We start from the raw sequence: 13,835 nt of genomic DNA, 5'->3' as shown, positions 1-13,835 counted from the left end.
CCTCTTACAAGAGCGGGCGGCCGGCCATCCGCTCCAGCCTGCTGATCCGTTCCTTCATGGGCGGGTGCGTGGAGAACATGCGCCGCATGCCACCGCCACGGAACGGGTTGGCGATCATCAAATGCGAGGCGTTGACGAGCTTTTGCTCTTGCGGGAGCGGCAACTGGGTGACGCCGGATTCAATTTTGCGCAGGGCTGAGGCGAGTGCCAGCGGGTCGCCGGTGAGCTCGGCGCCGTCCTCATCGGCGTCGAACTCGCGTGTGCGGGAGATGGCCATCTGGATCAGCGACGCCGCGAACGGTGCCAGCAGTGCCATGGCGATGGTGGCCAGGGGGTTGGCGTTGCGCCTGTCGCCGCTTCCAAAGATCAGCAGCATTTGGCCCACGGACGTAATGACTCCGGCTACCGCGGCAGCCACCGACGAGGTCAGGATGTCGCGGTTGTAAACGTGCATCAGTTCATGGCCGAGAACTCCCCTGAGCTCCCGGGCATCGAGCAGGTGCAGGATCCCTTCGGTACAGCAAACGGCGGCGTTTTTAGGATTGCGGCCGGTGGCAAAGGCGTTGGGGGTCATGGTGGGCGAAACGTAGATCCGCGGCATGGGCTTGTTGGCCCGTATGGAAAGCTCCCGGACGATCTGATACAGCTGCGGAGCCTGGGCCTCTGAGACCGGGTAGGCGGCCATGGAGCGGATGGCGATCTTGTCGCTGTTCCAGTACCCGTAGGCGGTGGTGCCCACACCAATCAACGCCATGATCCAGATCGGCGCAGTGCTGCGCGTCCCTGCTGCGATGATGGCGCCCAAACCCAACAACACCGCCCACAGCACACCGAAGAGTGCCGCGGTCTTGAGTCCATTGTTGTGTTTATGCACGGTTGCTCTTGCCTCTTTCGTCGGCTCTTGCAGGGCTCTTGCACGGATTAACGCCGACGCCGGTCGTCGTGTTCCGCTCCCAGCCTACGGTGGCGGGGTGGCCGGCAGAACTATGGCACCGGGCGCCTTGCATCGTAGGCAACGAACCCGGGTTGAATCCGCGAAGCCAGCCATGCCAGGACAATGCAGAGGATTCCGCCGACGAGCAGGACACCACCCTCGCTGAGGAACTGGGTGACGCCGCCGGCCAGCATATCCCCCACCCGGGGTCCTCCTGCCACCACCACGATGAACACACCCTGGAGCCGCCCCCGCATGTGGTCCGGTGTAGCGGACTGCAGGATGGTGGTGCGGAAGACTGCGCTGATGGAGTCGGAAATACCGGCGAGGGCACAGCAGAAGGCTGCCGGTACCAACCACGGCGTCACGCCGTCGCGGCCGGCATCCCCGGCCAGCAGGACCACCAGACCAAAACCTGCAATGGAGGTGCCCCAGCCCACGACGGACCACACCACCGCACTGCCCTGTTTCCGCACCCGTCCCAGTGGTCCGGAGAACAGCCCGGCAAGAAAAGCCCCGACGGCCGTGGACGCGAGGAGCACGCCAACTGTGGTTTCGCCTCCGCCGATCATGACCGCCCCGATGGCCGGCATCAAAGCCCGGGGTTGTGCGCAGATCATGGCAATGAGGTCGATGATGAAGGTCATGCGCACGTTCGGGCGGGTGCCCAGGAAACGGAAGCCCTCCACCACGGACCGCAACCCCGGCCGCACGGCATCCTTCGACGGCGGCAAGGGCGGGAGCCTGAACAGACCCCAGAGGGCGAAAGTGAAGCTGATGACATCGATCGTGTAGGTCCAGCCGAACCCGATGGTGGCCACCAGAACACCGGCCAGGAGTGGTCCGGCGGTCATGGACAGGCCGAACGTCAACATGCTCAGTGCATTGGCTGCGGGAAGAAGGTCCTTACGGACCAACAGCGGAATGATGGCGCTGCGGGCGGGGCCATTGATGCCCTGGGCTCCACTTTGGATGGCCACCAAAGCGTAGAGGACCCAGATATTGCCGATCTCCAGCCATGCCTGCAGGGCCAACCCGGCCGTGGTTGCCCATAGGACCAGGGAGGCGATGATGGCTACTTTGCGACGGTCATAGGCATCGGAAACAGAACCGCCATAGAGCCCGGCAATCACCAGCGGGACCAGCGCGAAGATCCCCAGAAGGCCCACATAGAAGCTCTCCTGGGTCAGCCGGTACACCTCCAGGCTGACCGCCACCAAAGTCAGCTGGGTTCCGATGGCCGCCACCGATGCCCCGAGCCACAGCCGCCGGAACGCCGGGCTTTCCTTGAGCGGGGTGATGTCTGCCAGTAGTTTCGCCACCGTCCTACCTTAACGAGCAACGGGACCGCCCAACGCTTTCCTCCCACCTGCGGTGCTCCGCTTGGTAGGCTCACCCGGGGGAAGGAGTTGACATGCTCACGTCGAGACAATTGCTGTACCGTTCGGCCTTTTGGGAGATTGCCAGGCCTCGCCGCCCCCTCACCGCCGGGCACGTGCTGATCAGGCTCTCCGACCCGTCAACCGAATTTGCCCATCCCTCAGCCGCCGACTGGCTTTTCTGCCATCGCTTGGTCCGCGCCGCCTTGGCCGACGTCCTGGGTGCCACACGATGCGCCATCATGTTTGCCCACCAGTGGCATCCCTTGGGTTCAGCAATCGGGGAGCCGGTGGCGGAATCATCGACGCCCACCTTCCACCTGTTTGGCCGGTGGGACGGAGAAACCACGACGCCGGGACACCAGTTGTCGCTTCCGGCCCACCGCCGGACCGGCGAAGCGGACCACGACATGGAGGCCACCGACGCGGCCTTGCGCGAGGCCTTGCGGCTGGCCCGGCCCGAAACTGCGGTGGGCCCAGGCGCAGAGGCGGGTGCCGCCGTCGGGCCCGTCGCTGACGCCGGGTCCGTTGCTGATGCTGGGCCGCTTACCGGGCTGGTACGGGCCGTGGATGCAGGACCACGCCACACTGTGCTGGAACCTGTCAGGGCGGTGCATGCGATCAGCGAGGTCATGACGGCCGAGTTGTTGGCCATCGGAGCCGCCCTGGCCGCACTTCCCCGGTCCGGGGGTGCCATCGGGTTCAGTTGTGTGGCGTTGGAAGGCGGGAATTCCGGGAGCCCGTTGAGGATCCATGCGCTGGGAAGATCTGCTGCCGAAGTGAAGAATCCCTTGGAAGATCTCATGAGTTCACCGGAAGTTAGCCTTGCCTTATTGTGAACTCCTCAAAATAAGTGTTTCAATGAATGCATGACAGATCACACCGCCGAGCAAGCAGAATGGGCAGCAGCCCTGCATGCCCACGGCCGGCGTGTGACCAAACAGCGGTTGGCAGTGCTCGCCGCAGTCCAGCACCATCCGCATTCTCCGGCAGAAGGCATTCTTGCCGCTGCCCGCAAAGAGCTTCCTGAACTGACGGCGCAGTCCGTTTACGTAGTGCTCAGCGACCTCACGGACCTGGAGATGCTGCGCCGCTTCGAACCTCCGCACTCCCCGGCGCTCTATGAAACCCGGGTGGGCGATAACCACCATCACGCCGTGTGCATCAGCTGCGGCAAGGTGGAGGACGTGGATTGCGCCGTGGGCCACGCACCGTGCCTCACCCCGCACTGGGATGAGAATTCCAAGCCCATGACCATTCAGATCGCCGATGTCCTGTACCAGGGCATCTGCCAGGACTGCCAGTCCAAACAACAGCTTCCCGTAACTTCCGTAACTGAGAAATAAGAAAAAGGAGAACAATGACTGCCATTTCAACAACCCAGTCAGGTGCCCCCGTAACCTCCGACGCGCACTCGAAGTCCGTCGGCGCTGACGGTGCCATCATCCTCACCGACCACTACTTGGTGGAAAAGCTCGCACAGTTCAACCGCGAGCGGGTCCCGGAGCGTGTAGTGCACGCCAAGGGTGGCGGCGCATTCGGTACGTTCAAGACCACTTCGGACGTTTCGGCCTACACCAAGGCAGCCTTCCTGCAGCCGGGCGTTGAGACGGACATGCTGATCCGTTTCTCCTCCGTTGCAGGCGAGAACGGTTCTCCCGATACCTGGCGCGACCCCCGCGGATTCGCCGTGAAGTTCTACACCTCCGAGGGCAACTACGACCTCGTTGGCAACAACACCCCCGTCTTCTTCATCCGCGACGGCATCAAGTTCCCGGACTTCATCCACTCCCAGAAGCGCCTCCCGGGCAGCCACCTGCGTGACGCTGACATGCAGTGGGATTTCTGGACTCTCTCCCCCGAGTCCGCCCACCAGGTCACCTGGCTCATGGGCGACCGCGGCCTCCCGGCTTCCTGGCGTGAAATGCAGGGCTACGGCTCGCACACGTACCAGTGGATCAACGCCGCCGGCGAGCGTTTCTGGGTCAAGTACCACTTCAAGTCCAACCAGGGCGTCAAGACCATCACCGGCGACCAGGCTGAGCAGCTTGCCGGCTCGGACGCTGACTTCTACATCCGCGACCTCCAGGAGAACATTGCCGACGGCAACTTCCCCTCCTGGGAACTGCACGTCCAGGTCATGCCTTACGAGGACGCCAAGACGTACCGCTTCAACCCGTTCGACCTCACCAAGGTGTGGCCGCACTCTGACTACCCGCTGATCCACGTGGGCACCATGGAGCTGAACAAGAACCCGGAGAACTACTTCGCGCAGATCGAGCAGGCCACTTTCGCGCCGTCGAACTTCGTACCGGGCATTGCCGCTTCCCCGGACAAGATGCTGCAGGCCCGCATCTTCTCCTACGCCGATGCACACCGTTACCGCGTGGGCACCAACCACGCCCAGATCCCGGTGAACCAGCCCAAGAACCAGGTCAACAACTACAGCCAGGATGGCCAGGGCCGTTTCCTGTTCAACTCCCCCTCCACCCCGGTCTACGCACCGAACTCTGTAGGTGGCCCGGCTGCTGTTGAGCCCACTTCGCCGGCCGGTGGCTGGGAGAACGACGGCGAGCTCACCCTCTCCGCCCACACCCTGCACGCTGAGGACGACGACTTCGGCCAGGCCGGTACCCTGTACCGCGAGGTCTACGATGACGCCGCCAAGGCCCGCCTTCTGGACACCATCACCGGTGCCGTTGGCGGCGTGAAGAACGCCGACATCAAGGAACGTGCCATCCAGTACTGGACCAACGTTGACTCCGAGCTCGGCGCCAAGCTCCGCGCCAACCTCGGTGCAGGCCAGACCGAGTCCGACGCCGAAGCAGCCAACAAGCTCTAAGCGTCTTTTGCTCCACTGCTTTGCCTGATCACCCCGCTGCGGATCTCCGCGGCGGGGTGATCTTTTTGTTTTTCCACATAGCTGCCTTGGACTATGGCTGGGCCGGTAGTGGCGTCCCTAGGATCCTTCTATGAGCACATTCGAAGGAATCCCTACTGCCGCATTCCGCTTTTACGCCGAGCTTGAAGAGAACAACAACCGTGAGTGGTGGCTGGAGCATAAAACAACGTACGACGCCGAAGTGAAGGAGCCGCTGACTGCCCTCCTTGCGGAGTTGGAGCCGCAGTTCGGCCCGGCTAAGATCTTTCGCCCCAACCGTGATGTGCGGTTCTCCCAGGACAAGTCACCGTACAAGACTGCCCAAGGGGCCTTCGCTGCAGGCCAGGAAGGCGTCGGCTATTACCTTCAGATCAGTGCCGACGGACTGTTGATCGGTGGCGGCTACCACTCCCACACCCCGGCCCAACTGGCGCGGTTCCGGGCCGCAGTGGATGCTCCTGACAGCGGACTGGAACTGCAGGAGATCATCGATGCGGTGGCAGCAGCCGGCTTCGCCATCGAGGGCGAGAAACTCAAGACAGTTCCGCGGGGTTTCGACAAGGACCATCCCCGCGGGGAACTGCTCAAGCACAAGTCCCTGTCAGCGGGCGTTGAGGTGGGTGAACCTGGCTGGTTGGCCACTCCCGCAGCCAAGGACGAGATCGCTGCCCGATGGGAAGTGCTGAGGCCACTGGTTGATTGGGTGAGCGAGCATGCGGCGCCGTAACGCCAAAGCGCCCGGAAACCCATGGTTTCCGGGCGCTTCGTGAAGCTGCGCAATCGCAGCTGTCTGACAAGCTGCGGGGGTTGGACTAGACCTTGGTGTAGCTGTCCTCGTCCTCGTCACCCTTGCGCTCGGGGCTTGCGGGAGCACCGCTCACCGAGGCCTTGGCAGCGGCAAACTTCTCGTTGAGCCGCGAGTGACGCTGGCCGTAGGCGAAGTAGATGACCATACCGATGACCAGCCAGATCGCGAAGAAGATCCAGGTTTCCACGGCCAGGTTGGTCATGAGGTAGAAGCAGAGGACTGCCGATACCCACGGCAGGACCTTGCCTAACGGGACCCGGAAGGCGGGCTTGAGGTCCGGGCGTTTCTTGCGCAGCACGAGGATGCCCAGGCTGACCATCACGAATGCGGACAGTGTTCCAATGTTGATCATTTCCTCGAGCAGGTCCACCTTGGTGACCCCTGCCACGAGGGCCACGGCTGCACCACAGATGATCTGCAAGCGGGCCGGTGTGGAGCGCTTTTCGCTGGTCTTGGACAGTGAACGCGGCAGGAGACCGTCGCGGCTCATGGCAAGGACCACACGGGACAGGCCCATGAGCAGCACCATGATCACCGTAGTCAGGCCCACCAGGGAGCCGAACGCGATGATCTTGGCAGCGTCCGTATTGCCCACGGCCTCGAAGGCTGTGGTCAGGGTGGGGTTCTTTACCTCAGCCAGCTGCGTGTAGGAAACCATGCCCGTCAACGCGAGGGAGACCAGGATGTACAGCAGCGTAACCACCGCAAGGCCACCGAAGATACCGCGCGGCAGGGTCTTCTGCGGGTTTTTGACCTCTTCTGCTGAGGTTGCCACCACGTCGAAGCCGATGAAGGCGAAGAACACCAAGGCTGCGCCGGCGAAGACGCCGAGGGTGCCGTACTGGGCCGGAGCAGCGCCGGTCAGGAAGCCGAAGAAGGACTGCTTCATGACGTCGGCAGCACCGGCGTCGGTAGGCTGCGAAGCCGGAACGAAGGGGGTGTAGTTGGAGAATTTCACATAACTGAAGCCAACAACGATCACGAACAGCACTACGGCGATCTTGATCAACGTAAAGACGTTGCCAACGCGTGCGGACAACTTTGTCCCCAGCACCAGCAAAACGGTGAAGATCGCAACAATGAGGAAGGCGCCCCAGTAGAGGTCAATCCCGGCTACCTGGATCGAGGGCGGCATATCCACGCCCATCAGCCCAAACACCGTACTGAGGTAGATGCCCCAGTACTTGGCGATCACCGCTGCTGCGGTAAAGAGCTCAAGGATGAGGTTCCAGCCAATGATCCACGCAAGGACTTCGCCCATGGTGGCGTACGTGAAAACGTAGGCGGAGCCGGCCACGGGGATCGCGGTGGCGAACTCGGCGTAGCACATGATGGCCAAAGCGCAGGTGACAGCGGCGATGGCGAAAGAAATGGTGACGGCGGGGCCGGCAAAGTTTGCAGCGGCCTTGGCGCCAACCGAGAAGATCCCGGCGCCGACAGCAACGGCGACGCCCATGATCATGAGGTCCCAGGTGCTCAGGCTGCGCTTGAGCTTACGACCGGGTTCGTCGGCATCGGCGATCGACTGCTCGATCGACTTGGTCCTGAAAATGTTCATAAAAATGCCACATTCTGGATGGGAGTGGTATAGGACTCATCAAGAATAGTGTCCGACCAATGGACGACCATATTTATCCCAGATAGTGAGACGAACCCACGGAGCCCGTGACTGTTGGGGCTGATGTGACGGGGAAGCGTTGCCCCCGTCACACCTGCTCAAAGGCTGGGAACGTCCCAGTCCATGAGGGTGGAACGGATCAGGAACCGTTTACCCTCGGGTGATTCAACGGAGAATCCGCTGCCACGGCCAGTGACAACATCCACGGTCAGATGTGTGTGGGACCAGTAATTGAATTGCTCCTTGGACATCCAGAACTCGAGCGGCCGCGGCTCTTCTCCGCTTCCGATGTCGAAGCGGCCCAGGAGGACATCGGCATCGCCGGTCAGGAACTCCCCCGCCGGGTAGCACATGGGGGCCGAGCCGTCGCAACAGCCACCGGACTGGTGGAACATAAGCGGTCCGTGTTGTTCCCAGAGCTTGCCCAGCAATTCCACGGACACCGCGGTGAGCGCCACCCGGGAGAAAGTCTCCCCGGGCAGCGTCACCGCGGCTTCCAAGCTGATGTTGTGCATCAGAACTTCAGCACCACACGGCCATCGATCTTGGCGTGCTTCATCTCATCGAAGATCGCGTTGACCTCGGAGAGTTCCCTGGTTGAGACCGTTGGCTTGATCTTTCCCTGGGCATAGAAGTCCAGCGCTTCCTCGAGGTCCTGCCGGGTTCCCACGATTGAGCCACGGACAGTGAGGCCCTTGAGGACGATTTCGAAGATCGGCGCCGGGAAGTCTCCCGGCGGGAGACCGTTGAACACAATCGTTCCGCCGCGACGTGCCATCCCGATCGCTTGGCCGAAAGCCGAAGGGTGGACTGCGGTCACCAGGACACCGTGGCAACCGCCCGTTTCACGCTGGATGACCTCCGCCGGGTCCTCATGCAGGGCGTTGACCGTCAGTTCGGCGCCGTGCTCGCGGGCCAGTGCCAGCTTGTCATCGGCAATATCCACCGCAGCGACGCGGAAGCCCATTGCCACGGCATACTGCACCGCAATGTGCCCCAATCCGCCAATACCGGAGATGGTGACCCACTGGCCCGGCCTGGCTTCTGTCATCTTCAGGCCCTTGTAGACCGTGACGCCGGCACACAGGACCGGCGCCACCTCCACCGGATCCGAACCTTCCGGGATGCGCGCCGCGAAGCGGGTATCCACCAACATGTACTCGCCGAACGAGCCATCCACGCTGTAGCCGCCGTTTTGCTGCGACTCACACAGGGTTTCCCACCCTGTCCGGCAATACTGGCAGTCCCCGCAGGCAGACCAAAGCCAGGCATTGCCCACGATGTCGCCAACGGCAACGTCGGTGACACCCTCCCCCAGCGCCACCACTTCGCCCACTCCTTCATGGCCCGGGATGAACGGCGGCGTTGGCTTGACGGGCCAGTCCCCTTCGGCGGCATGGAGGTCTGTATGACATACCCCGGAGGTGATGAGGCGGACCAGCGCTTGGCCGGGACCCGGCGTCGGGCGTTCCACTTCCTTGACCGTCAGGTCGGTTCCGAATTCGGTAACTACTGCTGCTTGCATGGTGCTGGTCATTGACGATCTCCTTTGATCGGGACGAATGATGGGACTTTTTGTACAGCTGATGCCCCTAAAACCACTCCAGAAGGGCATCTGCTGTACAAAAACTTTTAGAAGAAGCCGAGCTTGTTCTCGTTGTAGCTGACCAGGAGGTTCTTGGTCTGCTGGTAGTGGTCCAGCATCATGGCGTGGTTCTCACGGCCAATACCTGAGGACTTGTAGCCACCGAAGGCGGCGCCTGCCGGGTAGGCGTGGTAGTTGTTGACCCACACGCGGCCGGCCTGGATTTCACGGCCTGCACGGTAGGCGACGTTTCCGTTGCGCGACCACACTCCGGCACCAAGGCCGTAGAGGGTGTCATTGGCGATGCCGATGGCGTCGTTGTAGTCGCTGAACTTGGTGACGGACACTACCGGGCCGAAGATCTCCTCCTGGAAGATGCGCATCCGGTTGTGGCCTTCAAAAATGGTGGGCTGGACGTAGTAACCGCCGGCGAGATCGCCGGACAACTCGGCCCGGGCACCGCCGGTGAGGAGCTTGGCGCCCTCCTGCTTTCCGATGTCGATGTAGGAAAGGATCTTCTCCAGCTGGTCATTGGATGCCTGGGCGCCAACCTGCGTTTCGGTATCGAGGGGGTTGCCCTGGATGATGCTGTTGGTCCGGGCCACAACGTCGGTCATGAAGGAGTCGTAGATGCCTTCCTGGACCAGTGCGCGGGACGGGCAGGTGCAGACTTCGCCCTGGTTGAAGGCAAAGAGCGTGAAGCCCTCCTGGGCCTTGTCATAGAAAGCGTCATTCTGGTCCGCGACGTCGTCGAAGAAGATGTTGGGGCTCTTGCCGCCCAGTTCCAGAGTGACCGGAATGAGGTTATTGGACGCGTACTGGCTGATGAGGCGGCCGGTGGTGGTTTCACCCGTAAAAGCGATCTTGCGGATGCGGGAACTGGAAGCCAGCGGCTTGCCCGCCTCTACACCGAAGCCATTGACGACGTTCACTACACCAGCGGGAAGGAGATCACCGATGAGCTCCATGAGGACCAGGATTGACGTGGGCGTCTGCTCGGCCGGCTTAAGAACTACGGCGTTGCCTGCCGCGAGCGCCGGTGCCAGCTTCCAGACGGCCATGAGAATCGGGAAGTTCCACGGGATGATCTGGCCCACCACGCCCAGCGGCTCCTTGAAGTGGTAGGCGGTGGTGTCCTCATCCAACTGGGAGAGGTGGCCTTCCTGAGCCCGGACTGCGGAAGCGAAATAGCGGAAGTGGTCCGCTGCCAGCGGGATGTCGGCATTGAGGGTTTCGCGGACGGGCTTGCCGTTGTCCCAGGTTTCGGCCACGGCGAGGAGTTCCACGTTCTCGTCAATGCGGTCGGCAATCTTGTTCAGGATGGCCGCGCGCTCGGTGGCGGAGGTCTTGCCCCAGGAAGGCGCAACCTTGTGGGCGGCATCCAGCGCCAGCTCGATGTCCTCGGACGTGCCCCGGGCAACTTCGCAGAAAGCCTTGCCCGTCACCGGAGTGATGTTCTCAAAGTAGGCGCCCTTGACCGGGGCAACCCACTCGCCGCCAATCCAGTTCTCGTACCGGTCCTTGAAAGTGACCTTCGAACCCTCGGCACCCGGCTGTGCGTAAACAGTCATTGCTAGCTCCTTTGCTGCGAATCACGGTGGCTGTCGCCATTGATCCGAGCCTAAGAGCGGGGAGGTTGCAGCTACGTTGCAACCATGTGAGTCAGCTCACGCTTTCATTTCCCTGTCGATGCGTTCAAGATCAGCGACGACGGCGGCCCGCTTGGGTGAGCGCGGCGGCAGCAACTTCAACACGGCGAGGCGGAGGTCGACGTCGTACTTCGCTTCCGGCAGCTCCGCGTACTTGAGGAGCGAATCCACGCTGCCGTCACTGAGCAGTGCCTCGCGCAGCAAGTGCGAGACCCTCTCACGCAACTGCACGACGCCGGGCGCCTCCGAACGTGGCAACAGCCCACCTTTGTAGATTTCCAAGGCAATGCGGTGCGCGCCGCGCTGAAGGCAACTGAGGACCTGCCCGGAGTCGGGCAGCAAATCGACCGGTAAACGGTAAGGCCGCGACTCGGGGACCGCCCCTGGGCTGAGTTCCTGGATGACTTTCCGGAGGCGGACCATCTCAGCCCTCAGGGTGACCGCCGAGCCGTCGCCCGGATACAACTGGGTGCAGAGGTCATCGGCGCTAAGTCCAGCGGGATGATTGCTCAGGATGGCCAGGATCTCGCTGTGCCTGGCGGACAGGGACACTGTCCTGCCGTCGATGCTGAGCAGGGCTTGGTCTCGGCCCAACAACTGCAGGCTGTTCCGGTACAGCGTGTGGCTGGAAGCGGCAGCCGCGCTCCGGCGTCGGGGTTTGTCCTTGACTGCGGCCGCCAGCGTCAAACGTTCAATGCGCAGCTGGGCCTGGGCTGCCGCAACGGTCGCCTCCACCAGGGAAAGGGTGTGCGCCGCCACCGCCGTTTCAGTGCCGGTGATGTCCACAACGCCCAGGACCGCCCCGGAATCGGGATCATGGAAGGGAACAGCAGTGCAGCTCCAAGGATGGACAGAGCGCTTGAAATGTTCCGCCCCCGAGATCTGGATGCTGCGGTCAAGGGCCAGCGCGGTGCCGGGCGCGCTGGTGCCTACGGACGCTTCAGACCAGTCAGCGCCCGCTACGAACATCATGCTTTCAGCGCGGCGCTGCATCACAGGATCGCCATCCACCCACAAGAGCCGTCCGACGTCGTCCCCCACTGCCACCAACAGGCCACTGTCATGGCTGGGCTGAACCAGGAGCTTCTTGATCACGGGCATGATGGTGGCCAAAGGGTGCTGCCGGCGGTACTCCTCCAGCTCATCGCGGTCCATGGCGAGCGGGGCTTCAGCGACGTCCGGGTTGGCCTGCAGGCTCGCGGACCTCTGCCAGGATTCACGGACCAGGCGCCGCAATCCGGCGATGTCCTCGGGCACTCCGAGACGCAAGGAATCCAAGCGCTCATGGCCTGAGAGGGCACGCTTCTGCAGCAACTCCGCGGCCTCGCTGCCTGGAACCGGCGGATGGACTGGATTCCTCATCGAACTCCCTGGTAGTCCGCTATGACAGTGCTCTGCACATGTGGTGGGCGGGACAGTATCGAGAAGTCTAGTTCGGGGAAGGGAGTTTTTGTACAGATGAAGCCCCTAAAGCAGCCGAATAAGGGCATCAGCTGTACAAAAACGCCTTGTCAGCCGCGGGAGATCCGGATCATTTCCTCGCGCGGAACAACCTTGATGCGCTCACGGACCACACCCCCGCCTTCTCCAGCGGATCCTTCGGCGGAAGTCCAGGCCGCGCCGAGGGCGGCCTCATGGGCATCAAGCCTGTTCCAGCCTTCCCAGGTGGTGTACTCGATCCCCCGTTCTTCCAGGAGGTCAATGATGGCCTGTGGATCCGGGTTCTCCGCCGGGGGAAGGTTGAGCCGGTCTTCGAGGAGGAATCCGATGGTCTCCAATGCATCGCCCTTGGTATGGCCGATCAGCCCCACCGGTCCGCGCTTGATCCAGCCCGTGGCGTAAATTCCCGGCACGGGCTCGCCGTCGGCACCCAGGACGCGACCGCCGTCGTTCGGTATGACGCCGCGGCGGGCGTCGTACTCAAGCTCCTCCAACGGCGAACCGTGATAGCCGATGGCCCGGTACACCGACTGGACCGGATACTCGATGAACTCGCCCGTGCCCTTGACGTTGCCCGTTCCGTCCAGTTGCATGCGCTCGAATTTAATCCCCGAGACCTTGCCCGGGGTCTCCGGCGAATCCAGGATCTCCACCGGACTGTGCAGGAAGTGCAGGTGCAGGCGACGGGAGGAGGGCTGCTCGGACTCGGCGTGCTCCTCCACCAGCCAGTTCGTCATGGTGTTGACCATGGTCTTGATCTGGTTGTTCGTCCTGATGGCCTCGTCCGAGGCTTCGTCGAACTCGAAATCTTCCGGGTAAAGGACGATGTCCACGTCCTTGCAGTGGGACAGTTCGCGCAGTTCCAACGGCGTGAACTTCACCTGCGCCGGACCGCGGCGGCCGAAGACGTGAACGTCTGTCACCGGCGACTTCTTCAGTCCCGCGTAGACGTTGTCCGGGATCTCCGTGACCAGCAATTCCTCCGGGTGCTTGACCAGCATTCGGGCCACGTCCAAAGCCACGTTGCCGTTGCCGATCACCGCGATTTCCTTGGCATCGAGCGGCCAGTCGCGGGGAACATCCGGGTGCCCGTCATACCAGGAGACGAAGTCCGCGCCGCCAAAGGATCCTTCAAGTTCAACACCGGGGATATTCAGGTCGGCGTCCTTGATGGCACCGGTAGAGAAGATCACGGCGTCATAGAAAGCCCGGAAGTCATGCAGGGTGAGGTCCCTGCCGTAGGTCACGTTGCCCAGGAAGCGGATATCGCCGCGGTCCAAAACCTTGTGCAGCGCATTGACGATCCCCTTGATCCGCGGGTGGTCCGGAGCCACACCGTAGCGGATCAGTCCGTACGGTGCCGGATAGGCCTCGAAGAGATCAATGCTGACCTCCACATGTCCGTCCTTAACCTCGTTGGATTTGGTCAGGATGTCCGCGGCGTACACGCCTGCTGGTCCTGCACCAACGATCGCCACGCGCAGCGGACGATTGGGGGTTGTTGCGGCTGAGTTGGACACCGTTAGCCCTTCCGAAGCAGT

General features: G+C 62.4%; 12 protein-coding genes. 4 read left to right on the top strand and 8 right to left on the bottom strand.

Going from position 1 to position 13,835, the window contains the following annotated elements:
• Positions 1-4: 4 nt before the first annotated feature.
• Both htpX and AC6JA3_RS05955 read right to left on the bottom strand, forming a co-directional pair.
• On the bottom strand, positions 5-874 hold the full coding sequence (gene htpX / locus AC6JA3_RS05960) for a zinc metalloprotease HtpX (protein WP_347782906.1): 870 nt from the start codon (positions 872-874) through the stop codon (positions 5-7).
• A 110-nt stretch (positions 875-984) separates the two neighbouring features.
• Positions 985-2,256, bottom strand: a complete 1,272-nt coding sequence (locus AC6JA3_RS05955; RefSeq protein WP_497919999.1) for an MFS transporter — start codon at positions 2,254-2,256, stop codon at positions 985-987.
• Positions 2,257-2,348: 92 nt separating this feature from the next.
• Here AC6JA3_RS05955 and AC6JA3_RS05950 point away from each other — a divergent pair, with 92 nt between their 5' ends.
• The 4 genes from AC6JA3_RS05950 (at position 2,349) to AC6JA3_RS05935 (ending at position 5,921) form a co-directional block, all read left to right on the top strand.
• A complete protein-coding gene (locus tag AC6JA3_RS05950; RefSeq protein WP_497919997.1) occupies positions 2,349-3,152 on the top strand; it encodes a hypothetical protein in 804 nt (267 codons plus the stop codon).
• A 30-nt stretch (positions 3,153-3,182) separates the two neighbouring features.
• A complete protein-coding gene (locus AC6JA3_RS05945; protein ID WP_026539711.1) occupies positions 3,183-3,659 on the top strand; it encodes a Fur family transcriptional regulator in 477 nt (158 codons plus the stop codon).
• A gap of 14 nt (positions 3,660-3,673) precedes the next feature.
• On the top strand, positions 3,674-5,155 hold the full coding sequence (locus AC6JA3_RS05940; RefSeq protein WP_026539710.1) for a catalase: 1,482 nt from the start codon (positions 3,674-3,676) through the stop codon (positions 5,153-5,155).
• Positions 5,156-5,285: 130 nt separating this feature from the next.
• Entirely contained in the window at positions 5,286-5,921 is a 636-nt protein-coding gene (locus tag AC6JA3_RS05935) for a DUF2461 domain-containing protein (RefSeq protein ID WP_347782901.1), read from the top strand.
• An 85-nt stretch (positions 5,922-6,006) separates the two neighbouring features.
• On the opposite strand, the gene AC6JA3_RS05930 is transcribed toward AC6JA3_RS05935, so the two are convergent.
• The 6 genes from AC6JA3_RS05930 to AC6JA3_RS05905 form a co-directional block, all read right to left on the bottom strand.
• Complete coding sequence (locus AC6JA3_RS05930) at positions 6,007-7,560, bottom strand: amino acid permease (RefSeq protein WP_026539708.1); 1,554 nt, start codon at positions 7,558-7,560, stop codon at positions 6,007-6,009.
• Between the two features lie 158 nt (positions 7,561-7,718).
• The gene (locus AC6JA3_RS05925; RefSeq protein ID WP_026546361.1) at positions 7,719-8,135 is read right to left on the bottom strand and encodes a DUF779 domain-containing protein; all 417 of its coding nucleotides are present in this window, start codon (positions 8,133-8,135) and stop codon (positions 7,719-7,721) included.
• Positions 8,135-9,157: an alcohol dehydrogenase AdhP gene (gene adhP, locus AC6JA3_RS05920; protein WP_026546362.1), complete on the bottom strand. Its 1,023-nt coding sequence runs from the start codon at positions 9,155-9,157 to the stop codon at positions 8,135-8,137. The genes AC6JA3_RS05925 and adhP overlap by 1 nt, the downstream gene beginning before the upstream one ends.
• A 95-nt stretch (positions 9,158-9,252) precedes the next feature.
• Positions 9,253-10,776 carry an acetaldehyde dehydrogenase ExaC gene (exaC, locus tag AC6JA3_RS05915; RefSeq protein ID WP_026539705.1) on the bottom strand — a complete coding sequence of 508 codons (1,524 nt, stop codon included), beginning with the start codon at positions 10,774-10,776 and terminating at the stop codon, positions 9,253-9,255.
• Between the two features lie 96 nt (positions 10,777-10,872).
• Positions 10,873-12,216, bottom strand: a complete 1,344-nt coding sequence (locus AC6JA3_RS05910) for a GAF domain-containing protein (protein ID WP_497919995.1) — start codon at positions 12,214-12,216, stop codon at positions 10,873-10,875.
• A 149-nt stretch (positions 12,217-12,365) separates the two neighbouring features.
• A complete protein-coding gene (locus AC6JA3_RS05905; protein ID WP_026539703.1) occupies positions 12,366-13,814 on the bottom strand; it encodes an FAD-dependent oxidoreductase in 1,449 nt (482 codons plus the stop codon).
• Positions 13,815-13,835 lie beyond the last annotated feature (21 nt).

Source organism: Arthrobacter sp. TmtSoilC79 (genome assembly GCF_059739405.1).
This window is presented reverse-complemented; position numbering and strand designations above follow the sequence as displayed.

Excerpts from the sequence above, each read along its gene's own strand:
- AC6JA3_RS05930 (WP_026539708.1), bottom strand. The coding sequence starts at position 7,560 with ATGAACATTTTCAGGACCAAGTCGATCGAGCAGTCGATCGCCGATGCC.
- exaC (WP_026539705.1), bottom strand. The coding sequence starts at position 10,776 with ATGACTGTTTACGCACAGCCGGGTGCCGAGGGTTCGAAGGTCACTTTC.
- adhP (WP_026546362.1), bottom strand. The coding sequence starts at position 9,157 with ATGACCAGCACCATGCAAGCAGCAGTAGTTACCGAATTCGGAACCGAC.
- AC6JA3_RS05945 (WP_026539711.1), top strand. The coding sequence starts at position 3,183 with ATGACAGATCACACCGCCGAGCAAGCAGAATGGGCAGCAGCCCTGCAT.
- AC6JA3_RS05910 (WP_497919995.1), bottom strand. The coding sequence starts at position 12,216 with ATGAGGAATCCAGTCCATCCGCCGGTTCCAGGCAGCGAGGCCGCGGAG.
- AC6JA3_RS05925 (WP_026546361.1), bottom strand. The coding sequence starts at position 8,135 with ATGCACAACATCAGCTTGGAAGCCGCGGTGACGCTGCCCGGGGAGACT.
- AC6JA3_RS05950 (WP_497919997.1), top strand. The coding sequence starts at position 2,349 with ATGCTCACGTCGAGACAATTGCTGTACCGTTCGGCCTTTTGGGAGATT.
- AC6JA3_RS05935 (WP_347782901.1), top strand. The coding sequence starts at position 5,286 with ATGAGCACATTCGAAGGAATCCCTACTGCCGCATTCCGCTTTTACGCC.
- AC6JA3_RS05940 (WP_026539710.1), top strand. The coding sequence starts at position 3,674 with ATGACTGCCATTTCAACAACCCAGTCAGGTGCCCCCGTAACCTCCGAC.